The organism is Snodgrassella gandavensis (assembly GCF_914768025.1).
Lineage (GTDB): Bacteria > Pseudomonadota > Gammaproteobacteria > Burkholderiales > Neisseriaceae > Snodgrassella > Snodgrassella gandavensis.
In genome coordinates, this window is sequence record NZ_CAJZCE010000002.1 from 227,168 (window position 1) to 250,892 (window position 23,725).

Below are 23,725 nucleotides of genomic sequence, written 5' to 3' on the forward strand. Positions count from 1 at the left end.
AATAGCAGATGTAAAAAGGGAAAATTATTGTTATGCCGGAAAATAACAATCAGTACGCCATAAATGTTAAAGGTAAAAAAGGTTTACGCCGTATATTCAATGCTTATGGTTATTCTCTAGCCGGTTTGAAAGCCGCCTGTAGCGAGTCAGGTTTTCGTCAGTTGTTATTATTAAATAGCGTATTGATTGTACTGGTATTCGTGCTGGATTTTGGTATGCAGACACGGATGGTATTGATTATGGCCTCATTCTTAAGCTGGATTGTTGAGCTGTTTAATACCGCTATTGAGGCAGCCGTAGATCATACTTCGCTAGCTAAACATCCTTTGGCCAAACGTGCTAAAGATACAGCTTCGGCCGCTCAGTTGTTAGCTTTGCTACTTCTGGCTATCTTGTGGTTATTGGCATTATGGCGTGATTACCTGATTAACTGGTTTTAGACAATACTGCATTTTTACACTTTAGACAGTTAGATTACGGATGCGGGTATTTTTAACTTTTTACAGGAATTATTGACTAAACATAAATCTGGCTGCTGACTAAAAAATAGAAAGTAAACAATGCATTTTTTGATAATTCTATTACCTGTATTCGGTATTTTTGTCACAGGTTTTATGGCGCAGAAAGTATTAAAATTTGATATTGCCAATTTGTCAAAAATGTCGTTGTATATTCTTTCGCCATTTTTAGCCTTTAAAACGTTCTATAGCAATCAGCTAACTGTTGCCTATGCTTATTATGCCTTATATGTACTGGCATATTGACGCGGTGATGACTGCGTAAAATCGATTTGTTTAAATCGTTCATCATTTAAGATAAGTCGTGAACGTATAAAAGTAGGGTTAGCTAATCTTGTATTCATGTTCTTGACCTAAATCAAACTATAAGGGGCACCGTATGTCAATTAATGTAGATTTTATTAATGGTTATTTAGAGGCGATGCGCTGCCTTAATATGGGGCCTAATCATGGCTGTTATTTTTCTATTGTATTGTTAGAGCATAGAGGTAATTTGAGTAATACCTTGAAACAACATTTTGGAACCTTGGTTGACAGTAAAGGTAAGCACTATGACGGTGATTTATGGCATATAAACCCAGTACAGATAACGGTAGAGAAATTCACACAAATAATAAGTGAATGGTTCTTTAAGCTTTCCTATTCGCCAACGATACATAAAGAGAATAACATATGGGGCATCCGCGGTTTTATTGATGCATTAGCACCAGTAAAGCTTAACTCATGCTATTTATATGAAATCCACATTTCTCCGCCAATTTCCTATGCAACACGATGGTGTGATTTAGTTATCATTTATCAAAATGAACATTACTTAATTCATTTTGATTTCGATAGTTAGTCAAATCTTAATAAAAGAAGATAATAGAATATATGTGTTGGGCTGATTATACTAGTTTATCTTTGATGAAAATTATGTCATTACAACAATCAGGATAATTGTGTCCTGATGCTATCTATATGCTTTATAAATAAAAAATTATGGTACGTTGGTAATTTTGGTTTGGCTTGGTACTGCTGGCCGTGAGCATGATAGGGGATTCATCTATTCCAGTAATCATGCTGATTCTGGGTATGCAATTGGCAACATTACATATCAGACAAATTGAAGTTGCCAAAATAAGCTTTACGCTGGTAGTCCGATTGATGGTATCACCCCTGTGGGCGTTGCTGCTGGTGTATTTTATGCCGATAGACCTGATGGCGAAAAAAATATTGATTGTTCTTGCCGCCATGCCGACAGCAGCTAATACTACTTTGATGTCCGTGCAGTTCAACAGCAAACCGCAATTGGTTTCTTCAGCCACTTTTTTCAGTACGGTATTAAGCCTGATTACCTTGCCGATAGTGCTGATGCTGGTTCAGCCGCCGGTTATGAATCTATTAGCGATTTGAGTGGTGATTTAAGCTAATAAATGTATATTTGATATATGCTTATCTGAATAAATGACAGGTCTTATTATTGGTGTGACCGGATCTGATTTATTCCCTGATGTAACAATACTTATTACCCATCCTATAATGTTCTTTTACTTGAAACGGATTATAACAATATATAGTACAATTTATTTTAGGTTAAAAGACATGAACATAAGCAAGCAACATGGTTGCAGAAGTATTGTTTATTTATTAATTACGGTAATAGGCTGGGGAATTATGTATCCAGCATCCAAACATGCTGTATCTTCAGGTATTGATGGCTATTACCTTACATTCATCCGTTATGTTTTGGGCGCAGTGCTTGTCAGTGTGATATTAATCGTTCTGGAAGGAAAACAAAGTTATCAGACTGAAGGTAAAACCTTACTACTTTGGTTTTTCGGAAGTATCGGCTTTGCAGGGCTAAATTTTCTCACATTCATAGGAATCGGTTATTCATCAGCAGAACATGCAACTATTATATTAGCACTCATGCCCTTATTATCGTTTGCTTTAACATGTATTATTAATCGTAGTTTCCCCGATACTAAAACCATTTTCTGTATGCTAATAGCTTTTGCCGGCATAGTTTTGGTTATTACTAATGGTAATTTCAGTCATTTGATGGCTTCATCTAGTTTTATTGGTGATTTGTTATTACTGGCAGCCACTGTTTGCTGGGTAATTTATACCTATTTTGCCAATGTTATGATTTCAGTATATAGATGGAGTGCTTTACGAGTCACTGCTTTAAGCTCTTCCTTAGGAACACTGAGTATAATAATCATTACTTTAACGGCTACTTTATTAGGATATGCCAGCTATCCAAGTTCTCATGCATTAGTAGGCAGTAAATTAGATATATTTATTTTGGTCATGACCACTTTAGTGATTATTAGCTGGAATGCGGGTATTAAAGTGCTTGGCACAATCAATGGTGTTTTATTTGTTAATCTGGTGCCAGTTATTTCGTATATTATCGGCCTTTTACAAGGGCATAATGTTTCGTATATTGAAGTTTTTGGTATGGTTATTACGCTGATGGCATTAATAATGAATAATCTCTATATGCGTAAAAATGAAGCAGAAACATAATTGTTGAAATGAAAAATCATTTACAGAGTATGCATTTAGCTAGTCTAGAATTATTTCTGGTAGCAGCTGAGAATGAAAATTTTTCGGCTGCTGCTGAGTATTTGAATATCACGCCTGCTGCTGTTAGCCGCTCAATCAAAAGACTTGAAGAAAGGATTGGTATTGAATTATTCAGCCGAAATACACGTAAAATCAAATTAACGCCTGAGGGGAAAATTTATTATAAAAAATGTTCGGAAATATTAGAATCATTAATAAGTACAGAACGTGAAATCAAACTGCACAAAGAGTCTGTTGCAGGCAGACTGAAAATCAGTGTCCCAGAAAGTTTTTTTAATTATAAAATTGCGCCATGTTTAAATAATTTTTGCAAACAATATCCCCAACTTAAACTAGATTTTCATGTAACCAATCGCAATATTGATTTTGTGGCTGAAACTTATGACCTATCGGTGAGGTTGATTCAGCCTGAGACCAAACTTGAGTCTTTTTTAATTAAAAAGACATTATATAATGCTGTATCTGGTCTGTTTGCTAGTCCAGAATATTTGGCCAGCAACAGCAGAATACAATGTCCATCAGATATTAAGAATCATCAGTGTATTAATTTCAGCATCAGCGAAAATAATAAAAAATTCTCATGGTACTGTGTAGATAATCATTCAGAAAGAAATTTTCATTATTCGAACCAGATACAGGTGTTTGACAATATTCTTGCGACTAAGTTTCTAGCATTGAATAATTGTGGAATTGTACATTTGTTTAAATTTGCAGTGCATGATGAGCTACAGAATAATAAATTGGTTGAAATTTTACCTGAATATTCTATTAATCATTTATGGCAATTTTGCTTTCTTTACCCTGAATCACATAGAAAGTCAGCAAAACTAAGGGTTTTTACCGATTACTTCATTCAAAATATCAAATGATTGAGCAAAATTCGAGGTATATTTATGCCGATATATTTGGTATTAGAGTAATCAGGCAGCTTAAATTTTTAATAAATGCTTTATGTAACGGAATTACCAAGCCGTAGCCCAAAATATAAATATATATTATTAGTTATTCAGGCTAATTCTGATTTAAAAGATGAAATATGCAAAATTGCAGATAAACTTCTTTTTGAAATCATATCAATGTAAAGATTTTTGTCTTTAGTAATGTTCAGAACTTATCGTTAGCACCATAAATCGGTATCATAGTCGCTTACCTGCTGTAATGACAGACTGAGTGGCTTATGACAAAATTAAAATTTACCAAAATGCATGGTTTAGGTAATGATTTCATGGTTATTGATAGTATCAACCAGAAATTTGACCCGACTACAGCACCCATTGCCGCATGGGCACAACGGCATACAGGTGTAGGATTTGACCAGCTTCTCTTGATTGAAGCCCCGCAGACAGCAAAAGCTGATTTTCGTTATCGCATCTTTAATGCCGATGGTTCAGAAGTGGAACAGTGTGGTAACGGTGCACGCTGTTTTGCCCGCTTTGTCTATGATAAAGGCTTAACCAACAAGCAACAGATTGTGGTAGAAACGGCAGGTGGGGTGATTGTGCCGCATTTAAATGATAATGGTACAGTAACAGTAGATATGGGCGTGCCATTATTTGCACCCGAACAGATTCCGTTTGCTGCCATTGATGAAGATGATGCCCAGCGTATCAGCCATCGGCTGGTTGTCGGAACTGATGCGGTTGATGTGACCTGTATCAATATGGGTAATCCGCACGCCGTTATGGTGGTGGAAGATATCGACCAGACACCAGTACATCGGCTAGGTGCTGCAATTGAAAACCACAGACAGTTTCCACAGCGGGTTAATGTGGGATTTATGCAAATACTGTCACCACAACAGATTCGCTTGCGTGTCTTTGAGCGCGGTGTCGGCGAAACGCAGGCTTGCGGTACCGGTGCATGTGCAGCCGTAGTAGCCGGAATCAGTCTGGGTTTGCTGGGCGATGATGAACCGGTACAGGTGAATTTACCCGGTGGGCTGCTATCGATTAGCTGGCAGCAACGGCCAGACGCTCATGTCTGGATGACTGGTGCGGTGCAGACTGTATTTGAAGGGGAGATTAATTATTTATGAGTATTGATGAGGCAAAAGTGCGTGCTTTTTTACATGCGCACCCACAGTGGCTGTACGAACATGCTGCCGAGTTTAATTTGCGCCCGATTGAAAGCAAAATATTGTCATTTCAGCAGGGCAAGATGCAAGTGATGCAGCGTAAAACCGAGAAAATGGCTTCGCAACTGATTCAGATGCTGGGTGATGCGGATGCAAATCATACACTGATGGCTAAATTTATGGCATTTGATCAGCGTCTGCTTACCGTAAATACAGTGGCACAGTGGCAGCGTGCAATCAGGGATGGGTTGAAGAATGAATTTGCTTTATCTCACTATGCACTGAAAATCGTTACCCATATACCAAAAAATGTGCGTGTGCCTGTAACTTTACTGGCAGACGACAAGATTAAAGTCATTAGTGAAAAATTAACTGCTCCTGTTTGTGGTGCTTTACCGGTAGCTGCTTTATTAGAGTTATTACCTACGCAGCCACGTCTGGAAAGTTTTTTACAGTTACCACTGCTCTGGAAAGATCAAGTGCTTGCAATATTGGTTATTGGCCATGAAAATGAAGCACATTTTGCTCCCGATATGGCCACCGAATGGGTAACAGCCATGGCTGATAATATGGCTATTGTTCTCGCACGTTTGCTGAAACTGGTACGCTAATGGGTACACTAATAAGTAATGCTGTTGTACTGATATATACAGTGCTGTTTGTCTGGCAATGCTGTAAGTATCAGCTTCATGGCTGGTTGGCGGCATCCGTAACTATCTGGTTGGTTTTGGCTAACATAAGTAGTGAGATTTTGCCGGGTATTGCTGGTCCTTTTAAGCCGATAAATTCGTTTTTGGTGCCAGTATACGTATTGCTAGGGTCATGTTTTGTTATGCATCAAGGCTGCAAGCTCAGGAATAGCCCTTATTTAACTATGCTGTTCTACAGTAGCTGGTTACAGCTTGGATCGTTGGCTATCTGTCTGACTTTAGTTTTGTGCCTGATAAAAAAAGCTGCTCTGATTATCCCTTTTCTAGTTAGTTTGCTTCAGATGTTCGCCTGGCAACCGATTTTCTGGATTGGTAGTCAATGGATATTGATGATGATGCTATTTTTGCGTGGCGCCGACAAAGAAAAACCAATATGGCGATGGCAGACTTTATTGCTTTTCAGTTTGTTTACGCAGCTGGTATATATGACGTTAAGTTTTAGAGGAAAATTGTAATTGAGGTTGCTAACTGGCAACTAAGATAATTTATTCTGTATTGAATAATGGGATAACGAAAAAGCCAGACTAAACAGTCTGGCTTTTTTGATTTTTGTGTGCTTATTTAGAAGCAGCAGCTGCAGAAGCTTCGGCTTCAGCTTCAGAAGCAACAACAGGAGCAGCAACTTCAGAAGCGGCTGCAGCTGGCTCAGAAGCAGGAGCAGCAACTTCAGAAGCAGGAGCAGCAATTTCTGAAGCAGCAGAAGCAGCAGGAGCTGCTTCGTCTTTAGTACAAGCAGCCAAGAACAAAGACATCAGGGCAGCAGCAGCTAACAAAGATTTTTTCATGATTATGTACCTTAATCTGTATCAAAAAGTATTACTTTAATGATGGAAGTCCAGTTTTTGCACACCATATCGTTTCATCAACAAATAGCTATAGTGCGCATAACTTGTGCAAATCGAATTATGCCCCGCCTTGCAAACTAATGCAATCAGCCATGCGTGTATTTTTGTTAAATAAGCCGGTAGGTAAAGTCTGTTGCCTAATTGAAAATGCTGTTTGATGATATATAAGCTTCTATGCACAATTACAGGCCATTAGTATAATTAAAGATATAAGGTATTGATAAAATTTAGTAAAAGTAAATAATATTCAACAATAATTTTACAGTTAAGTGATTACATGTTCAAATTATTAAAATAAACAACAGTTGCTTTTTTACAACATATTTGCCTGTTTGTGGCTTTATTGCCTCATATAAATCTTTCAACTGTTGCTAATGGGGGCTTATTTCATGCATAGAGACGAAGACCCTGATTTTTGCTGACGGTAGCTGTAGAAAAAAGGATTTTTTATAAACGATTTTTTGAATATTCTGCATGTAGTCAGTGATTAACCTCAAATCTGCAATTCAATTATCTTATATATTCAGATTAGTATTATTAATGATATAGTTGTTCAATATATCTATAACCAGTGGCAGCTTTTTTGCTGTTTGTAACTCTACATTCTATATATTGAATTTAACATTTTGATCTGGTATCGAAAACAATTGAAAATTGTTAATCTGTTACTGAATGCATCTGCTGATTAAAACACAAATCTTAAGATAGCAAGCACTTTGCATGATTTAAAATCAAATTTGGTTAATGGTAGAGTATTGCCGGCTATAACCAATTTATCTGTCTCTGGCTAGTTTATCTGCGTCTATTCACATCTGAATTTGTTTACACCATTTATTAATCTGTCTATACAGCTTAGTCAAAGACCGTTTAATTGCTATAGTCACAGTTGAATGCCATTGTTCGTTATAATGACAAGTTTTAAATATCCGGCATGCTTATATCGGGCATGCTAGCTGTTTAGTTATCATTGTTTCAATCCAGAAAGCTTACCATGACAGAAACCGTTGAACGCGAAAGCATGCAGTATGATGTTGTGATTGTTGGTGCTGGCCCGTCAGGTTTATCTGCAGCCATCCGCCTGAAGCAACTGGCAGCCCGACAGCAACGTGACATCAGTGTGTGCATAGTCGATAAAGGTTCTGAAGTTGGCGCACATATTCTGTCTGGTGCAGTTATTGACCCTCGTTCTTTATCTGAGCTAATTGAAAACTGGCAGGAAAAGGGTGCACCATTATCCTGTCCTGTTAAGGAAGACCGGTTGCTGTTTCTAACCCAGAAGAAAGCCTATCGATTGCCTACTCCGCCAAGCTTTAACAATCACGGTAATTATATTATTAGTCTGGGAGTATTCTGTCGCTGGCTGGCGCAGCAGGCAGAAGAACTGGGTGTAGAAATCTATCCGGGTTTTGCTGCTGCGCAAGTGCTGTACCACCCTGATGGTTCCGTACGTGGCATAGCTACGGGAGATATGGGGCTAAACCGTGATAATAAGCCCGGGGATAATTATCAGCAGGGCATGGAGTTATTAGCGCAGCAAACCATCTTTGCGGAGGGCTGTCGCGGTTCGCTTACTAAAACCTTGATTCAGCAGTTTGGATTAAACAGGGATTGTCAGCATCAGACCTACGGAATCGGGATTAAAGAGTTATGGGAAATCGCGCCGGAAAAATCCAGACCAGGCACGGTAATACATTCAATTGGCTGGCCACTGGATCAGCAGACATATGGCGGTTCATTCCTGTATCACTTGAATGATAATAAAGTGGCTGTGGGATTTGTAATTGGTCTGGATTACCAGAATCCTTATTTGTCGCCCTTTGCTGAAATGCAACGCTATAAAACCCATCCAGCCATTCGGGAAGTGCTTGAAGGTGGTAAGTGTGTTGCTTATGGTGCACGCGCATTAAGCGAGGGGGGGCTGCAAAGTCTGCCTAAGCTGACTTTTCCAGGTGGTGTACTGGTTGGCGATACTGCTGGCTTTCTGAATGTACCGCGTATCAAAGGTATCCACGCAGCTATGAAATCAGGAATGTTGGCAGCAGAAGCCGTGATTGACGTATTGAATGCAGAAGGCATCGATGATAGTAGTAATAGTGAAGCGGTAAGGTATACTGAATTATTCCGAAACAGTTGGTTATATACTGAATTGCATAAAGTTCGCAATATGCGGCCAGCGTTCAAATGGGGGTTGTTTGGCGGTCTGGCTTATAGTGCGCTTGAAGAATATCTGTTCAGGGGCAAAACTCCATGGACACTTCGCCATCACTGTGCCGATTATGCATCTTTACGTAAAGCACAGGACTGCCAGCCTATTGATTATCCTAAAGCAGATGGTAAATTAACCTTTGATCGCATGAGCAGCGTTTTTCTGGCTGGAATCAGCCACAATGAAAGCCAGCCGGTACATTTACAACTTCACAACCCGGAGCTGGCCATCAGTGTCAATTATCGTGATTATGCCAGCCCGGAAATCCGTTACTGTCCTGCTGGTGTGTATGAAATTGTTGAAAAAGCGGGAAATCCACATTTGCAAATTAATGCACAGAATTGTGTACACTGCAAAACCTGTGATATTAAAGATCCAGCCCAGAATATTAACTGGGTTTGCCCAGAAGGTGGCAGTGGGCCCAATTATGCGGAAATGTAAATGTTAAAATGAGCTTAAATTAGCAAGCCCCAATAAAACAGGCTGGTAATATTATTATTACCAGCCTGTTTCACATCAGTGTTCACGTTCATGAAAGAATGCGTATGTTGCGTCATGAAATAGTTCTACTTGCGGATTTTCTTCATACTGCAACTGTGCAACTTCGTTATCAAAAGCTGTACGAATGGATTCTGTGGCCGGTTCTGCTATATCTGCTGGCAGTGCTCGTAATAAGCCTTTCAGTGCCGTAGCCAGAACCCGGTTTTGCATAATTAGGGCTTCGTTACTTTCTTCAAGAAACTCAATACGCTGTTCGATTGTACTCATCATTTAATCCTAATTTAATTGGGAAAAATATACATTATTTTAGCATTTTAACCTATAAAAGTTGTTATAATTACTCAGATATGGCGCACTAAAAAATCATGTGTAGCCTGGTTAAAATATATCGGGATGACGAGAGAGGGGGCATGGTGAAAAAACGGTATGAACAACAAAATCAATTTGTTTTTACTCTGAGTGAAGATAATCCACCTAAACAGCAATTTGTGGCCAGTACGGCTACCAGTACAACAACAATGACGACAGACGCGATGCCCGAGTGGGAACGCCGTCTTGAACAACTGCGACAACACAAAAAAAAGCAGGATGGCGAATCTGTTCACCATGAGGGTGAAAAAATCATTAAACCGTCAGTGGCCGCACGCAAAACCAGAAGGCCGGAACACGGCTTCAATTTGCCACCTGCGGTAACGAGTACTGTAGCAGGCCGTAGCGCATATACAGCCCCAAATACCAGAAACAATAACCTGCCTCAGTCTAATAATGAAGTTTTACTTGATCCAGTACAGCGGGAGCGGGTTTATCGTGCCTACCTGAAGCAATGGCAGCAGCAAAGTACTCTGGAAGCCCAACAGCAGGAATCTGCTTTAAATGATACAGCCTTACTTATTCAGGAAGACTGGCTGGCTGCACAGAACTGTTTACAAAGCGCACCCATCGATGAAAATTTACCTTCAAACTGTACTATTCAATTAAAGGGTAATCAGTCTACTGTTTTACAAACAGAAACCAGCCAGAATAATGCTGATAGTGAACTGACTGCCACAACAGAAAACGGCCAGCCGATTATTCATGTACACATGCATGTGATCGAACCACGCGGAACGGCCAACAGGGCAGTAGCCTGTATTTCCGAACAAGCATTATTGCAGCAGTTAAGCGAGAAATTACGCCCCCATCTGGCCGATGTATTGTCAGGTATGGTGCGTGTTGCCGTACAAAAACATACTGCCGGATTGGTAAGTACCTTGCAGCGTGAATTACTGGCAGAAGTCCCTGCGGCGGTAGAAGATGTATTACAGCATAATCTGGCGCAAGTAATGAATAATTTTAAGAAAAAACAACGCTAAAAGCTGATTTTATTTTGCCGGTTATGCACAGTGGACTAAAAATTTTTATCTCCAGTTCTGTTGTGATACAAAGATAATTGCAGTTTCATCAGTTTTGTCACATAACCAAAAGATTAAAAATTAAGGTAGCCAAATATCAGTTTGGATAATATTCATTTTGCTGTACAGGATAGCGGTTTTGAGTAATCGATAATATTGTTGTCGCCCGTCTTATCGCAAACTGGCAAAACTATTTATTTTTAGAACTAAACCTAAATTTGTGTCGTTTTACTATCGCGGCAAAAGTTTAAATGCATTCAGTGAATAATGGAGAACAACTGGCAATTATGCTATACTGCGCGCCATTCTGATTAAAATCAATGCAATGCCAGTATAGCTCAGTTGGTAGAGCAGCGCACTCGTAACGCGAAGGTCGTAGGTTCGATTCCTATTACTGGCACCAGTTTAATGCATTGATTATCCAAATATTTTCTAAATATAAATTTATCTGTTTTCGATAGCAAAATGCCACCGTGTCCAACTGGCCGGATGGTTTTGTCAAGTTCTTGGATATATTTAATAAATTATTGATTGTTATACAGGCCGAAGCAGAACATTTTGCCAGCCTGTTATCATTACTACTTCTATAAATTCAGGAAAAAGAGCTGATTCCAATGCTGACAAAAATTTTGCCAACCCCGTATCAGCTACTCCATTCTGTTACTATGCAGTTTCGTTTAAACGTGCGTAACGTTGTGCCAGTACTGCACATATCATCAATTGCAACTGATGAAAAATCATCAGTGGTAACAGCATAATCCCAACTATACTGGCAGGGAACAGGACATTGGCCATAGGAACACCATTGGCCAGACTTTTCTTAGAACCGCAAAAAACAATAGTAATTTCATCAGCGCGATTGAAGCCTAGCGAGCGTGCAATTAGTGTATTGACACAGATGACCAAAAAAAGTATTAGCAGGCTCAGCATAACAATCATACCGATTGAACCCAAATTAACCTTATGCCATAAACCTTCAACTACTGCATCACTGAAAGCAACATACACCACCAGCAGAATTGAACCACGGTCAGTACGGTTTATCCATACTTTATGTTTATGAATCCAGTTGGCAATTAGTGGCCGTGCCAAATGGCCTACAACAAAAGGCAACATCAGTTGCAACAGAATCGATTCAATTGCGGCTGTCGTATCAACATTGTTGCCGCTGGTAGGCATCATCAGACCAACCAGAACTGGTGACAGAAAAACGCCGAGAATGCTTGAGGCTGAAGCACTGCACACTGCTGCGGCCACATTCCCTCCGGCAACAGAAGTGAAAGCAATTGCAGATTGTACCGTAGCCGGCAGTGCACACAAATATAAAAAACCCAGATAAAGCTCGGGAGAAAGCCAGTGCGGTACCAAAATCCGCAAGCCTAACCCAATTAGTGGAAACAATATAAACGTACTGCAAAACACCACCAGATGCAGCCGCCAGTGCCTGATGCCTTCCGTGATAGCCTGACGGGACAGTTTGGCACCATGCATAAAAAACAGTAGAGCAATGGCAATGGTGGTCAAGTAGCTGAAAAATGTTTTTGCGCTGCCCTGACAGGGTAGAACAGTAGCAGTGCCTACAACAGTTAGCATTGCCAGTAAAAACGGATCAATATAAAATTTTTTGAGCAGATTATGCATGGCAGTAACCGTTATGCATGCTTATTGTCACCAAAGTCATTATTTTAGCGTAAAAGACTTGATGAAAAATAGCAGGTGCGTGAGTTAAAAAGGATTAATCTGGCTAAACGATTCCCATTCAATCAAAACGAATGAGTAGGTAATATCACCAATACGAAATTTTTCAGGTGTATGTACTGTACGGCTATAACTGTAATCAGGCCACTTGCGTGAAGTGCAGGAGATTTATTATTAGGAAATTGGCACTTAATGACCACTGAAAGGTTTAAAAAACCGGACAGGAGTTATCTGTCCGGTGTGTGATTTCAGATGTGATTTCAGAAAAACGAATTGAGCCCAAGAAAAATCAGCACAGAAAGTAGGGCAGCAGATGGCAGGGTAATTATCCAGGCCAGTGCTATCGGTTTCATCAGTTTCCAGTTGGCATTGTGATTAACCAGACCAATACCCAATACAGCACCAACCAGAATGTGTGTACTGGATACCGGTAATCCCATTAGTGTAGCCAGCATCACAATTGCGGCTGAAGACAGCTCTGCGGTGAAACCAGATGCTGGGTGCATTTTGGCCAGATTGGTGCCTACTGTCTGAATCACTTCTTTGCCGATAAACCACAAGCCAACAATCAAGGCAACACCAAAAGTTATCATCACTGGTGCCGGAATCGGGGCGTTAGTATCCATGCCTGTATCACCGGTACGGATAATATCCATAATGGCTGCGAAAGGACCTACTGCGTTGGAAATATCATTAGCACCATGACTGAATGCGAAACCGGCAGCCGTAAATACCTGCATCCAACTGAACATCAGAAAGGTCGACTTGCTCAAATCCTTACGTTTTAATGTCTTGGCGTAAATGAATGTGGCCATCCAGATAAGTGCGCCTATCATGATGATTAAAAGAAAATTGGTAACCACAGACAAGCCAAGATGCAGATTGGTTAATCCTTTGAATAACAGCATGGCGGTGATCATCATGCCACCACAGGCTGAAATTAAAGGTACCCAGCTATGTAGTGCTTTGAAAGCATCAATACTATTTTTACGGCTTTCGATGTCGGCCAGCCCCTTATAATAATCTGACTCCAGTTCTTCTGTGCTGTAATCTGGGTCGCTATAATTTTCGGCATCACGGGCAATTGCTGAAGAAATTTTGATTTTTTCTGTTTCGCTTAAGTGTTCAAACCAGATTTTGTGTTTTTCTTTATAAGCTTTTTTTTCCTGTTTGATTTGTTTCAGAGCAATATTCATGCGGTCGTTATAATCGAGTACATGTTTTTTTATCTGGCTAAAAAGCATAAATGACAGAGCTCCGCCTAAAACCGGAGAAATCACCCATGACAGGCCAATTTCGCCCATCCTATTCCATTGGATTAAGTCTAACGCGCTGCTGTTACCGGTTACCAGATAGCCCAGACACAGCCCGCCTCCAACCAGACCGCCAATCAGGGAATGGGTGGTTGAGACTGGCAGGCCTTTTTTTGTGGCTATTAGCAGCCAGATGGCCGCAGCCAATAATGCAGCCAGCATAACATTAATACATTGTGATGGTGTTAAATGCATGGCACCAAGGTCTATAATACCGTGACGAATGGTTTTGGTAACTTCACCGCCAGCAATTACTGCACCGGATACTTCAAAAACTGCAGCTATACCCAGTGCCTGTGGTATCGTAAGGGTTCCTGCGCCAACGCTGGTACCAAAGGAGTTGGCAACATCATTGCCGCCGATATTGAATGCCATGAAGGCGCCAAACAGGGTAGCAACGATGAATATCAGCGGAGAATGATGATTGGTGTAACCCAGCCCCCAATAGATAAAGTAGGCAATTGTGCCCAGTAACAGCGCTGCAAAAGTGTAATTAACCCGCATAATCAGGGGTGAGCGTACAGAGGATGTGTCTGAGGCCATAATGTATTTATAAAGTGAAAAATTCAGAATAAATATATGCTACCGTTACAGAACGGAGGCAGTGCTGTGTGAAAAACTGTCATTATAAAGATTTTTATTTCAAAAGGAGTAAATTATGTTTTCAAATTCGTTTTTACCTATAGCTTCCCCCCTGAAGTTTTATGCTGTTGTTCCCTCTGCGGATTGGGTAGCTCGAATGGTGGATGCAGGTGCCAATACTGTACAGCTACGCAATAAAACCGCGATTGGTTCTACATTGTACCGTGAAATTGAGCGTAGTGTGGCTTATGCAAAAGATTCGCCTACGCAATTATTTATTAATGATTTCTGGTGGGAGGCTGTAGATTGCGGTGCGTATGGGGTACATCTGGGGCAGGAAGACTTGGAAAGTGCTGATCTGGTTATGATTCAAAGTGCAGGGTTACGATTGGGTGTGAGCACCCATTCTCCTGATGAGTTGACAAAAGCACTGGCTGTAAAGCCAAGTTATGTTGCTTGTGGCGCAATTTTTCCTACTAAAACCAAAACTATGCCCAGCCAACCGCAAGGATTGGACAAGCTCAGACAATACGTTGTTCAGGCTGGTAGTACGCCAACGGTTGCTATTGGTGGGATTGATTTGAGCAATGCTCGCGAAGTATTGGCTACTGGCGTAAGTTCGCTAGCAGTGGTACGAGCGGTTACAGAAGCGGCTGAACCAGAAAAAATAGTTAAAGCATTTCAGGCGTTTTGGCAGAAATAAAGGCAAGTCAGTTTGCCAGTTTCAGCCCTTAAATTAGCACTGTTTACCGCAGCGCAAGCAGCTTTTGGGATATGGATATTTACAAATACATCATTTTGAGCAAAATGGATATAAAACCGCAATAATCGCTATGAAGCAAAATATATCAGCTATACTGGTAGCAGGATTTTCCTGATTTCCTGATAATTTGTTGCTGCCAATTATTATGTCAAAATTATTTCTTTCCGAACCAGATACATCGAAAACTGCTATAGGTGTTTTACTACTCAACCTGGGTACGCCCTCAGCACCCACACCTCAGGCAGTGCGTTCCTATTTACGTGAATTTTTATCTGACCAGCGCGTTGTTGAGTTGCCGCGTTGTTTATGGCAGCTAATTTTGCGCGGGATTGTTCTGCCTATTCGTGGACGTAAAAGTGCCCATGCTTACGGCACTATCTGGCAGGATAGCGGCTCGCCGCTGTTGACCGGTACTCAGTCCCTTACCACAGCGTTAGCCAAAATCATGCCCAAGGGCGTTGTTACCCGTTTTGCCATGACCTATGGGCAGCCTAGTGTGGCTAATGTTTTGCAGGAAATGAAACAGCAGGGGGTGCAACGTTTGCTAATATTACCGTTATATCCGCAATATGCAGGCTCCAGTAGTGGTGCTGCACTTGATCAGGTATGGCGGGTGATGCTTAAGCAGCGTGTGCAAATGGCGGTGCGCAGCATCACCAGCTTTTATGCTAACAGCAATTATATAAAAATACTGGCCAGACATATTCAGGCATACTGGCAGCAATATGGACGGGGGCAGTGTTTATTACTGAGTTACCACGGGATTCCACAGGCGCAGCATCAGGCCGGAGATGAGTATGTTGAGCATTGCACCACTACAACCCGTTTGCTGGTGGCTGAGCTTGGTCTGCAAGAAAGTGAATATCGACTGGCATTTCAGAGCCGTTTTGGTTATGCGCCATGGGTAGGCCCAAGTACACAGGATTTACTTATCCAGTTACCTCAGAGTGGAATAAACAGCCTTGATATAGTTTGCCCGGGCTTTGTTACCGATTGTCTGGAAACACTAGAAGAAATTGATATTCGGGGCAAAGCAGATTTTCTGGCGCATGGCGGAAAGCAATTTCAGTATATTCCATGCATGAATAGTGAACAGGAATGGGTAGAGGTATTGGCACCGCTAATCAGGCAGCATTTACAGGGTTGGCTGTAATTTCATACCGATATCTGTATCAGACAATAAACACGCCATAGTATTGTATCTATGGCGTGTTTAAGTTAGCGGTTTAAGCTGCCTCAGTCTGACTAATAATGCGAGCAATCAAGGCATTGTCTTTACCATGCATCTGTGGAATCTGTACTTCTATACCGTTACCGGCAGCCACTTCCACTGGATAGCCCTTACGTGTCATTGCTTCAAGCTGAATAATCTGATTACCGCTGGGGTGAATAATTTCCAGTTGGTCACCAACACTGAATTTATTTTTTACCTCAATTGTTGCCCAGCCATCAGCATTTATAGCGGTAACCTTGCCAACATACTGGCTTTGTTTTGATAAAGAATGGCCAGACAGGTAATTCTGGTATTCCTGAGTTTGATGACGTTCCAGAAAACCAGTGGTGTAACCACGATTAGCCAAACCTTCAAGTTCAGCCAGTAGCGTATAATCAAAAGGTTTACCAGAAACCGCATCATCAATAGCGCGCCGGTATACCTGTGCAGCACGGGCAACGTAGTATACCGATTTGGTTCGACCTTCCACCTTCAGTGAATCTACACCGATTTCCGCCAGTTTCGCTACTTGTTCCACCGCACGTAAATCTTTGGAATTCATGATATAGGTACCATGCTCATCTTCCATAATGGGCATCATATCACCCGGGCGGTTTGCTTCCTCAATTAAATACACTTTGTTTGCCAGCGGATGCCGTTGCTGCTCATTCAGGCCGAGCAAGGTATTCTCAGCCAGACTTTGTGCCTGTTTAAAATCAAAATCGCGCAATAGCTGCGCATCACCACTGTCACTATCCATCGTATTATGTACCTTATAATCCCAGCGACAGGCATTGGTACATGTACCTTGATTAGGATCGCGGTGGTTAAAATAACCAGAAAGCAGGCAGCGGCCGGAATAGGCAATGCATAAAGCACCGTGAACAAATACTTCCAACTCAATGTCTGGGCATTGCTGACGAATTTCAGCAATTTCGTTGATACTCAGCTCACGTGACAGAATAATCCGCTCAATCCCGATACTTTGCCAGAATTGCACTCCCCAGGCATTGGTAGTATTGGCCTGAACAGACAAATGTATCGGTATTTCCGGCCATTTTTCGCGCACTTTCATAATCAGCCCGGGGTCGGCCATAATCAGCGCATCTGGCTGCATGGCAATAATTGGTTCCATATCCGCCAGATAAGTTTTCAGCTTTGCATTATGTGGCAGAATATTACTGGCCAGAAAGAATTTTTTGCCACGCGCATGTGCTTCAGTAATTCCCTGTTCCAATATTGGCAGATGTGCAAATTCATTATTGCGTGCCCGCAGTGAATAACGTGGGGTACCTGCATAAACAGCGTCTGCGCCGTAGTCAAATGCGGCACGCATCCGCTCAAGTCCGCCAGCGGGCAATAATAGTTCCGGTGCTTTCATGAGTGTGCAAACTTTCCTGATGGTTTTGAATACTTTTAGGCAGCCGGCTATATTAAAGCCGGCTGCCTAAAAATAAAGTATCTGTTATTAAGAGAATTATCCGCTTTTTCCCAAACAGGGTCAATTGTCATGCCGTATCAGGCTATAATTGATGGTACGTATAGTCGATGTGAAAACTGGTCATGTCCAATAACCGCATTAATCATCAACCCGCTTTTTTGCTCGCCTCACGCCCATGGAGTGAAAGCAGCCTGCAAATAGAAATATTTTCCCGAGATTATGGCAGGGTGGTGATGCTGGCACGCAGTGCTCGGCGCAGACAAAGTGAATTACGTGGTGTGCTTGTTCCATTCATGCCCTTGCAGCTATCCTGGTATGGTAATAATGAACTAAAAACTTTACACCGTGCCGAATGGGTAGGAGGATGGCCACAGCCGCAGAATCAGTCCTTATTCAGCGCTTTGTATGTGAATGAGCTGGTGCTGAAACTTACAGCCCGCGAAGACCCTTTCCCACAGATTCATGCAGCAATGCATACCGTATTGCAAAGCATCGCCAGTGGTGAACATCTATCAGCGCTGCGGTATTTTGAATGGTCATTACTGCGCACTTTAGGCGTAGCACCCGATATCAGTCAGGATAATCAGGGACAGGCAATCATTGATTATGAGCGTTACTGGTTACGAGCCGAACATGCGCCGGTGTTATTAATGCAGGCACAGTTATCTGCACAAGAAAACGGGATTGTTGTCCATGGCCACACACTTAATGCCTTAACCTCCCAGACTCTAGCTGCCCAGCCTCAATGGCACCCGGAAGCGATTCGTCTCACTCGCATGCTTCTCGATTTTCGCCTGCCTGAAGGCATAACCAGTCGACGGGTACTGAAACAGTTGCAGCAATATACTGGATAATAATATTTGAGAAAAAAGATAAATACTGTACTAAAAATTGAATGATAATACTTAATTGCAGTATTTTTTATAGTTATAGATAAGGTTAAAATTTTGATATTTATAAAATAAAATTTTCAAAATTAAAATAATGAAAATAAATAATATGACTTCATTATTAGAATAGTCATTTGAATCCCATTTCAATTAAATTTGAATAAATTTTATTTTTTGTCACCTAATAATTTATAGAATAAGTCATTCCTAATAAATTTAGCTTTTAAATACATTACATAATTATTAATAATAAACAAATACATAGTTAAGAGATAATGTTAAAAACTTTTAGTGGCTATAAATATCAAAATGTGAACATAAAAATTTTGGTTAATAAGCCACAGTTATAATAATTATCCTCATAACAATATGAATAAAATTATTTACTTTTAACACGGATAAGTGAAAACAAGTTAAAATGAATGGGTGGCTAAGATACAAGTGTCACTACCTTAATCTGAATTAATTTTTTGCATTAAAAATTGAATTTTCATGAAATTTATTAAACAAAATCTGTTGAAAATTTTCATATTATTGTTTTAAATAGTTAAAATTTTTTAAGGTAATGGTTTTGTCTATTACCAATATTTAAATATTAAAAAGGAGTCATCATGTCAGAAAGCTTCCAAAATGAAGTGCCACCGGCACGTGTCAATATTAAACTGGATTTGCATACTGGGGGTGCGAAAAAACAGGTTGAATTACCCTTGCGCTTATTGGTAGCAGGTGATTTCAGCTTCTCTGAGAGTGACACCCCCTTGGCTGAACGAGAAAAAGTTTCAATCAACAAAAATAATTTTGATGCTGTTCTTGCAGAGATGAATCCAACGGTAAAACTCTCTGTACCTAATGCTCTGGCTGACGATGATTCCGAAATTCCAGTCAATCTGGATTTTAAATCAATGAAAGATTTCCATCCTGAACAGATAGTTCAGCAAGTGCCTGAGCTTAAATCATTACTGGCTATGCGTAACCTGTTAAGAGATTTGAAATCCAATATTCTTGATAATGCAGTTTTACGCAAAGAACTGGAAAAAATTCTGCAAGACAAAAACCTTTCTGATGAGTTGCGTAAAGAGCTGGAAGCAATCTCACCAATCATCTCTAAAGAATAAATACCGTAGAGGAATTTAAGAATGCAAAAAAATATGCAAGATAGTGGTTCCGCTCAGGCAGCAAATGCTGTTCAACATTCTGTTTATGAATCATTGTTTGATAAAATAAATCTGAATACCGTTTCTACAGCACCAACCTTTGATCATTACACCAACAATACGGCTTTATCTGAGTCTGCTACCAATGAACGCATTTCAGTAGCGATAAACGTATTTTTGAAAATGATTCAGGACAGCTCTCAAACCGTAGACAGACTGGACAAATCATTACTGGATTTTCATATCGCTAAACTGGACAAATTAATCAGTAACCAGCTAGACAACATTCTGCATCACCCAGAATTTCAGGCCATTGAAAGTACGTGGCGTGGTTTGAAATTCTTGGTAGATCGCACAGATTTTCGCCAGAATGTAAAGATTGATGTACTGGATGTTTCCAAAGAAGCCTTAATTCGCGATTTTGAAGATTCTCCAGAAGTCATTCAAAGTGGTCTGTACAGCCATACTTATATCAATGAATATGATACTCCGGGCGGACAGCCATTTGCTTCAATCATTTCGGCTTACGAGTTTAACCGTTCAGCTCAGGACATTGAGTTACTCAGAAATATTTCAAAAGTTTCTGCTGCTGCACACATGCCATTCATTGGTTCCGTTGGGCCTGAATTTTTTGGTAAAGAAACAATGGAAGAAGTTGCCTCAATTAAAGATATAGGCAACTACTTTGACCGTGCAGAATACATAAAATGGAACAGCTTCCGTAATACTGATGATGCCCGCTATATAGGTCTTACTTTGCCACGTTTTCTGGCACGCTTGCCTTATGGTAGTGATACCGTACCAGTACGCAGTTTCAATTATAGCGAAGAAGTTAAAGGCCCAGATCACAATCGTTATCTATGGTCTAATGCCACATTTGCATTTGCAGCCAACATGGTAAGAAGCTTCATTAAAAATGGCTGGTGTGTACAAATTCGTGGCCCGCAGGCTGGTGGTTTGATTGAAAATCTGCCCATCCACCTATATGACCTGGGTTCTGGCGCGCAAATGAAAATTCCGACAGAGGTGTTAATTCCTGAAACACGTGAGTTTGAATTTGCCAATCTGGGTTTTGTACCGCTTTCTTTCTATAAAAATCATGATTTTGCTTGCTTCTTCTCAGCAAATTCTACCCAAAAACCAGCGTTGTACGACACCAAGGAAGCTACAGCTAATAGCCGTATCAATTCACGTCTTCCCTATATTTTCTTGCTGTCTCGTTTAGCCCATTATTTGAAATTGATCCAGCGCGAAAACATTGGTATGACCAAAGATAGGCGTGTTCTGGAAGTGGAAATGAATAACTGGATTCAGAATCTGGTTACAGAAATGACAGACCCAAGTGATGAGTTGCAGGCATCACACCCATTACGACAGGCAAAAGTTGCTGTGGAAGACATAGAAGATAACCCAGGTTTCTTCAAAATTAAACTGTTTGTTATTCCGCATTTCCAGATTGAAGGTATGGATATTAACCTTTCTTTAGTATCACAAATGCCAAAAGCTAAAAAATAAACATTAGCTACAAAAGAAAATCTACCGATAGTTTTCTATCGGTAGATAACCAATAGAGGATAACTAAATGTCACGTGCAATTATTTGTAAGGGCGACACCACCACACACGGTGGAATTGTGCTTGAAGGTGATCCAGTTGTCAGTATAGAAGGGCGACCTGTAGCCCGCAAAGGCGATAAAGTTAGCTGCCCGAAATGTACAGGGGTTTATTTAATCGTAGAAGGCGACCAACAATTAACAGTACAGGGGCGCCCGATGGCTTTGGAAAATATGAAAACCAGCTGTGGTGCCCGATTGTTATCCAGACAATCAATAGCTAAATGTGAATAATCCATAGAATTAGAATAGGTTGTAAGTTGAAAATTATCAATCCGATTTGGTACGAAGGTACCTTACTGTTACCACAAATTTTCCAGCAACAGGAATTATTACAACAGGCTAATGCAACTAGTATAATGCAGTGCACACGAATTATGCCTTGGGGCGTAATGCGTATGGATGTAGACAGCAATAGCCTAGCTTTAAAAAAACTAAAATTATCGGATTGCGCTGTTTCGTTTCAGGATGGTACGTGGTTTGATTCCCGGCAAATGCAATTTTTGCCACCAGCTCGTGATTTGGCGCAGATACCAGAAGATATACTTGAAACTACAGTATATCTGTCTTTGCCAGAACTCAATACTGTAGGCAGTAATCTGCTTGAAAACAGCAGTAATGCACCACTACGGTTTTCAAAACAGTTTACCGCTGTTACAGATTTATATGGTAGTCAACAAACGGAAATTGCAGAGAAACGATTAAATTTCAGCCTCAAGTTCTCACATGAAAATCGTCAGAATTTTTTAGCAATACCTATCCTGCGTCTGATTAAAAACCAAAATAATATCTGGCAGCTTGATACACAATACGTGCCACCAGTATTCTTTATCGGTAGCAACACATTTCTGATGGAAATGCTGTCCACACAGATTCAGATTCTGCTTAACAAAAGCCAGCGCCTTGGTTCATTGCGCAAAGAACGCAACCAGCAGTCGGCTGATTTTCTGGTATCTGATATTTCTTTATTCTGGCTGTTGAACATACTTAATCAATCCATACCGGAAATGGTGCTGTTGCAAACGCATAACAACATGGCACCTGAACATTATTATATGTTGCTGGCACGTCTAGTAGGCAGCCTGCTGTCATTTTCAATCGAATCAAGTATTAAAGACATACCCCAGTACGATCCGCTTAACCTGAGTACAACATTCATTCGGCTGAATGAAATGCTGTTGGAGCTTCTGGATACTGTTATCCCTACAGTTCTTGTACTGGTTGATCTGGAAAAAGTAGGCAATACCCGTTGGATTGGGCATTTGCTAGATGCACGACTAAATGAAGAAACCGACTACTACATATCTGTGCGTGCCAATGTTCCATTATATGAGCTACAGGAACGCTTTCCGAAGTTATGTAAAATTGGCGCACCTGATGATGTTGAGCGTATTTTACCGTCAGCCTCCAATGGTATCCCATTGCGAATGATGCAGCGTCTCCCCAGTGCATTACCCATGCGTTCCGAAGCAACCTATTTTGCGCTGGATAAATCACATCCGGGCTTTAAAGCCATGATAGCAGCCAGATCGTGCTGTATTTATTCTCCTAATTCATTTGATGGATTAAATATCGAATTATATGCGGTGCCTAATGAAGAATAACCAGATTCCAGATTACGTACGGGAAAATCTGCGTAATTATATTTTATTTGTAACACGGTTAAACATGGGACATGCCATACAGAATATGGATGAAATGCAGTTGATTGCCGTTCATCTGGTCACAGAGTTTGATCAGAAACTGGGTGAGAATCATTTACCGGATCATGAACGTAAACAAATAAGTTATGCGCTGTACGCTCTGGTTGATGAACTGGCATTGCGGTTTTTAGATAGCAAAAATAAATTAATCTGGGAAAGCAGCCCATTGCAGGTGTCACAATTTGGTGAATACGATGCGGGCATACAATTATTTGAAGATATACAAACTGAATTGCATAAACCAGATCCATCCTATTGGCTGTTAACTATATGGCAACTGATATTTGCACTTGGTTTCAATGGTAAATACTTATTTGAAGACACACATATACGTAATGAACTAATCACCAAAATTGACTCACATCTACCAGAAATAACCATGCCCTCCATGCCTGCCAGCCGCAAATTGCGTCCTGTTACCTTTCGATCTTTTTCCGCAGTCAGCTGGAGCGTGGTGCTATTGGTATTCACCATAGTAGTGTATCTGGTGCTTAACAAATATCTCAGCAATCTGGTTGCCAGTATTGGATAAGGTAC

General features: G+C 40.6%; 23 protein-coding genes and 1 tRNA gene. 19 read left to right on the plus strand and 5 right to left on the minus strand.

What is annotated here, in order from left to right; all coding sequences use genetic code 11:
- Window positions 1–32 precede the first annotated feature (32 nt).
- From MJ764_RS02850 to MJ764_RS11410, 8 genes are all read left to right on the plus strand, one after another.
- On the plus strand, window positions 33–440 hold the full coding sequence (locus MJ764_RS02850; protein WP_239324443.1) for a diacylglycerol kinase: 408 nt from the start codon (window positions 33–35) through the stop codon (window positions 438–440).
- Window positions 441–897: 457 nt separating this feature from the next.
- Complete coding sequence (locus MJ764_RS02855; RefSeq protein WP_239324445.1) at window positions 898–1,359, plus strand: hypothetical protein; 462 nt, start codon at window positions 898–900, stop codon at window positions 1,357–1,359.
- Window positions 1,360–1,526: 167 nt separating this feature from the next.
- Window positions 1,527–1,913 carry an AEC family transporter gene (locus MJ764_RS02860; protein ID WP_338053809.1) on the plus strand — a complete coding sequence of 129 codons (387 nt, stop codon included), beginning with the start codon at window positions 1,527–1,529 and terminating at the stop codon, window positions 1,911–1,913.
- A 51-nt stretch (window positions 1,914–1,964) separates the two neighbouring features.
- Window positions 1,965–3,032 carry a DMT family transporter gene (locus MJ764_RS02865; RefSeq protein WP_239324449.1) on the plus strand — a complete coding sequence of 356 codons (1,068 nt, stop codon included), beginning with the start codon at window positions 1,965–1,967 and terminating at the stop codon, window positions 3,030–3,032.
- A gap of 8 nt (window positions 3,033–3,040) precedes the next feature.
- Complete coding sequence (locus MJ764_RS02870; protein ID WP_239324451.1) at window positions 3,041–3,961, plus strand: LysR family transcriptional regulator; 921 nt, start codon at window positions 3,041–3,043, stop codon at window positions 3,959–3,961.
- A gap of 308 nt (window positions 3,962–4,269) precedes the next feature.
- Window positions 4,270–5,127, plus strand: coding sequence for a diaminopimelate epimerase (gene dapF, locus MJ764_RS02875; RefSeq protein WP_239324453.1), 858 nt, complete (start codon window positions 4,270–4,272; stop codon window positions 5,125–5,127).
- A complete protein-coding gene (locus MJ764_RS02880) occupies window positions 5,124–5,777 on the plus strand; it encodes a DUF484 family protein (RefSeq protein WP_239324455.1) in 654 nt (217 codons plus the stop codon). Before dapF ends, MJ764_RS02880 begins: the two co-directional genes overlap by 4 nt.
- Window positions 5,778–6,195: 418 nt before the next feature.
- Window positions 6,196–6,318: a hypothetical protein gene (locus MJ764_RS11410; RefSeq protein ID WP_275415229.1), complete on the plus strand. Its 123-nt coding sequence runs from the start codon at window positions 6,196–6,198 to the stop codon at window positions 6,316–6,318.
- 115 nt (window positions 6,319–6,433) lie between these two features.
- On the opposite strand, the gene MJ764_RS02885 is transcribed toward MJ764_RS11410, so the two are convergent.
- On the minus strand, window positions 6,434–6,661 hold the full coding sequence (locus MJ764_RS02885; protein ID WP_239324456.1) for a hypothetical protein: 228 nt from the start codon (window positions 6,659–6,661) through the stop codon (window positions 6,434–6,436).
- Between the two features lie 1,051 nt (window positions 6,662–7,712).
- Between MJ764_RS02885 and MJ764_RS02890 the strand changes: the two genes are divergently transcribed.
- The gene (locus tag MJ764_RS02890; RefSeq protein ID WP_239324458.1) at window positions 7,713–9,368 is read left to right on the plus strand and encodes an electron transfer flavoprotein-ubiquinone oxidoreductase; all 1,656 of its coding nucleotides are present in this window, start codon (window positions 7,713–7,715) and stop codon (window positions 9,366–9,368) included.
- 75 nt (window positions 9,369–9,443) lie between these two features.
- Here MJ764_RS02890 and MJ764_RS02895 read toward each other — a convergent pair whose 3' ends face one another.
- Complete coding sequence (locus tag MJ764_RS02895; protein WP_239324459.1) at window positions 9,444–9,695, minus strand: NGO1151 family protein; 252 nt, start codon at window positions 9,693–9,695, stop codon at window positions 9,444–9,446.
- A gap of 143 nt (window positions 9,696–9,838) precedes the next feature.
- Here MJ764_RS02895 and MJ764_RS02900 point away from each other — a divergent pair, with 143 nt between their 5' ends.
- Together MJ764_RS02900 and MJ764_RS02905 are read left to right on the plus strand one after the other, a co-directional pair.
- Entirely contained in the window at window positions 9,839–10,780 is a 942-nt protein-coding gene (locus MJ764_RS02900; RefSeq protein WP_239324460.1) for a hypothetical protein, read from the plus strand.
- Between the two features lie 366 nt (window positions 10,781–11,146).
- A tRNA-Thr gene (locus MJ764_RS02905) sits at window positions 11,147–11,222 on the plus strand.
- 260 nt (window positions 11,223–11,482) lie between these two features.
- Here the strand turns inward: MJ764_RS02905 and MJ764_RS02910 are convergent.
- Both MJ764_RS02910 and MJ764_RS02915 read right to left on the minus strand, forming a co-directional pair.
- Window positions 11,483–12,460, minus strand: coding sequence for a bile acid:sodium symporter family protein (locus MJ764_RS02910; protein WP_239324461.1), 978 nt, complete (start codon window positions 12,458–12,460; stop codon window positions 11,483–11,485).
- A 317-nt stretch (window positions 12,461–12,777) separates the two neighbouring features.
- A complete protein-coding gene (locus MJ764_RS02915; protein WP_239324462.1) occupies window positions 12,778–14,373 on the minus strand; it encodes an inorganic phosphate transporter in 1,596 nt (531 codons plus the stop codon).
- Window positions 14,374–14,488: 115 nt separating this feature from the next.
- Between MJ764_RS02915 and thiE the strand changes: the two genes are divergently transcribed.
- Window positions 14,489–15,115 carry a thiamine phosphate synthase gene (gene thiE, locus MJ764_RS02920; protein ID WP_239324463.1) on the plus strand — a complete coding sequence of 209 codons (627 nt, stop codon included), beginning with the start codon at window positions 14,489–14,491 and terminating at the stop codon, window positions 15,113–15,115.
- Window positions 15,116–15,320: 205 nt separating this feature from the next.
- Complete coding sequence (gene hemH / locus MJ764_RS02925) at window positions 15,321–16,328, plus strand: ferrochelatase (RefSeq protein ID WP_239324464.1); 1,008 nt, start codon at window positions 15,321–15,323, stop codon at window positions 16,326–16,328.
- 73 nt (window positions 16,329–16,401) lie between these two features.
- Here hemH and trhP read toward each other — a convergent pair whose 3' ends face one another.
- On the minus strand, window positions 16,402–17,769 hold the full coding sequence (gene trhP / locus MJ764_RS02930; protein WP_239324465.1) for a prephenate-dependent tRNA uridine(34) hydroxylase TrhP: 1,368 nt from the start codon (window positions 17,767–17,769) through the stop codon (window positions 16,402–16,404).
- Window positions 17,770–17,951: 182 nt separating this feature from the next.
- Here trhP and recO point away from each other — a divergent pair, with 182 nt between their 5' ends.
- The 6 genes from recO (at window position 17,952) to MJ764_RS02960 (ending at window position 23,720) form a co-directional block, all read left to right on the plus strand.
- Window positions 17,952–18,683, plus strand: coding sequence for a DNA repair protein RecO (gene recO, locus MJ764_RS02935; RefSeq protein WP_239324466.1), 732 nt, complete (start codon window positions 17,952–17,954; stop codon window positions 18,681–18,683).
- A gap of 647 nt (window positions 18,684–19,330) precedes the next feature.
- Complete coding sequence (tssB, locus tag MJ764_RS02940) at window positions 19,331–19,834, plus strand: type VI secretion system contractile sheath small subunit (protein ID WP_100137657.1); 504 nt, start codon at window positions 19,331–19,333, stop codon at window positions 19,832–19,834.
- A 21-nt stretch (window positions 19,835–19,855) separates the two neighbouring features.
- Entirely contained in the window at window positions 19,856–21,388 is a 1,533-nt protein-coding gene (gene tssC / locus MJ764_RS02945) for a type VI secretion system contractile sheath large subunit (protein ID WP_174828787.1), read from the plus strand.
- A 67-nt stretch (window positions 21,389–21,455) separates the two neighbouring features.
- Window positions 21,456–21,719 (plus strand): PAAR domain-containing protein, encoded by a 264-nt coding sequence (locus tag MJ764_RS02950; protein WP_239324468.1) that lies wholly within the window; start codon window positions 21,456–21,458, stop codon window positions 21,717–21,719.
- Window positions 21,720–21,745: 26 nt separating this feature from the next.
- A complete protein-coding gene (gene tssK / locus MJ764_RS02955) occupies window positions 21,746–23,089 on the plus strand; it encodes a type VI secretion system baseplate subunit TssK (RefSeq protein WP_239324470.1) in 1,344 nt (447 codons plus the stop codon).
- Window positions 23,079–23,720 (plus strand): DotU family type IV/VI secretion system protein, encoded by a 642-nt coding sequence (locus tag MJ764_RS02960; protein WP_239324472.1) that lies wholly within the window; start codon window positions 23,079–23,081, stop codon window positions 23,718–23,720. Before tssK ends, MJ764_RS02960 begins: the two co-directional genes overlap by 11 nt.
- Window positions 23,721–23,725 lie beyond the last annotated feature (5 nt).

What these genes read in the sequence shown, in the direction of transcription:
- MJ764_RS02850 (WP_239324443.1), top strand. Translation starts at nt 33, where the DNA reads ATGCCGGAAAATAACAATCAGTACGCCATAAATGTTAAAGGTAAAAAA.
- MJ764_RS02855 (WP_239324445.1), top strand. Translation starts at nt 898, where the DNA reads ATGTCAATTAATGTAGATTTTATTAATGGTTATTTAGAGGCGATGCGC.
- MJ764_RS02865 (WP_239324449.1), top strand. Translation starts at nt 1,965, where the DNA reads ATGACAGGTCTTATTATTGGTGTGACCGGATCTGATTTATTCCCTGAT.
- MJ764_RS02870 (WP_239324451.1), top strand. Translation starts at nt 3,041, where the DNA reads ATGAAAAATCATTTACAGAGTATGCATTTAGCTAGTCTAGAATTATTT.
- dapF (WP_239324453.1), top strand. Translation starts at nt 4,270, where the DNA reads ATGACAAAATTAAAATTTACCAAAATGCATGGTTTAGGTAATGATTTC.
- MJ764_RS02880 (WP_239324455.1), top strand. Translation starts at nt 5,124, where the DNA reads ATGAGTATTGATGAGGCAAAAGTGCGTGCTTTTTTACATGCGCACCCA.
- MJ764_RS11410 (WP_275415229.1), top strand. Translation starts at nt 6,196, where the DNA reads ATGGATATTGATGATGATGCTATTTTTGCGTGGCGCCGACAAAGAAAA.
- MJ764_RS02885 (WP_239324456.1), bottom strand. Translation starts at nt 6,661, where the DNA reads ATGAAAAAATCTTTGTTAGCTGCTGCTGCCCTGATGTCTTTGTTCTTG.
- MJ764_RS02890 (WP_239324458.1), top strand. Translation starts at nt 7,713, where the DNA reads ATGACAGAAACCGTTGAACGCGAAAGCATGCAGTATGATGTTGTGATT.
- MJ764_RS02895 (WP_239324459.1), bottom strand. Translation starts at nt 9,695, where the DNA reads ATGAGTACAATCGAACAGCGTATTGAGTTTCTTGAAGAAAGTAACGAA.
- MJ764_RS02900 (WP_239324460.1), top strand. Translation starts at nt 9,839, where the DNA reads ATGGTGAAAAAACGGTATGAACAACAAAATCAATTTGTTTTTACTCTG.
- MJ764_RS02910 (WP_239324461.1), bottom strand. Translation starts at nt 12,460, where the DNA reads ATGCATAATCTGCTCAAAAAATTTTATATTGATCCGTTTTTACTGGCA.
- MJ764_RS02915 (WP_239324462.1), bottom strand. Translation starts at nt 14,373, where the DNA reads ATGGCCTCAGACACATCCTCTGTACGCTCACCCCTGATTATGCGGGTT.
- thiE (WP_239324463.1), top strand. Translation starts at nt 14,489, where the DNA reads ATGTTTTCAAATTCGTTTTTACCTATAGCTTCCCCCCTGAAGTTTTAT.
- hemH (WP_239324464.1), top strand. Translation starts at nt 15,321, where the DNA reads ATGTCAAAATTATTTCTTTCCGAACCAGATACATCGAAAACTGCTATA.
- trhP (WP_239324465.1), bottom strand. Translation starts at nt 17,769, where the DNA reads ATGAAAGCACCGGAACTATTATTGCCCGCTGGCGGACTTGAGCGGATG.
- recO (WP_239324466.1), top strand. Translation starts at nt 17,952, where the DNA reads ATGTCCAATAACCGCATTAATCATCAACCCGCTTTTTTGCTCGCCTCA.
- tssB (WP_100137657.1), top strand. Translation starts at nt 19,331, where the DNA reads ATGTCAGAAAGCTTCCAAAATGAAGTGCCACCGGCACGTGTCAATATT.
- tssC (WP_174828787.1), top strand. Translation starts at nt 19,856, where the DNA reads ATGCAAAAAAATATGCAAGATAGTGGTTCCGCTCAGGCAGCAAATGCT.
- MJ764_RS02950 (WP_239324468.1), top strand. Translation starts at nt 21,456, where the DNA reads ATGTCACGTGCAATTATTTGTAAGGGCGACACCACCACACACGGTGGA.
- MJ764_RS02960 (WP_239324472.1), top strand. Translation starts at nt 23,079, where the DNA reads ATGAAGAATAACCAGATTCCAGATTACGTACGGGAAAATCTGCGTAAT.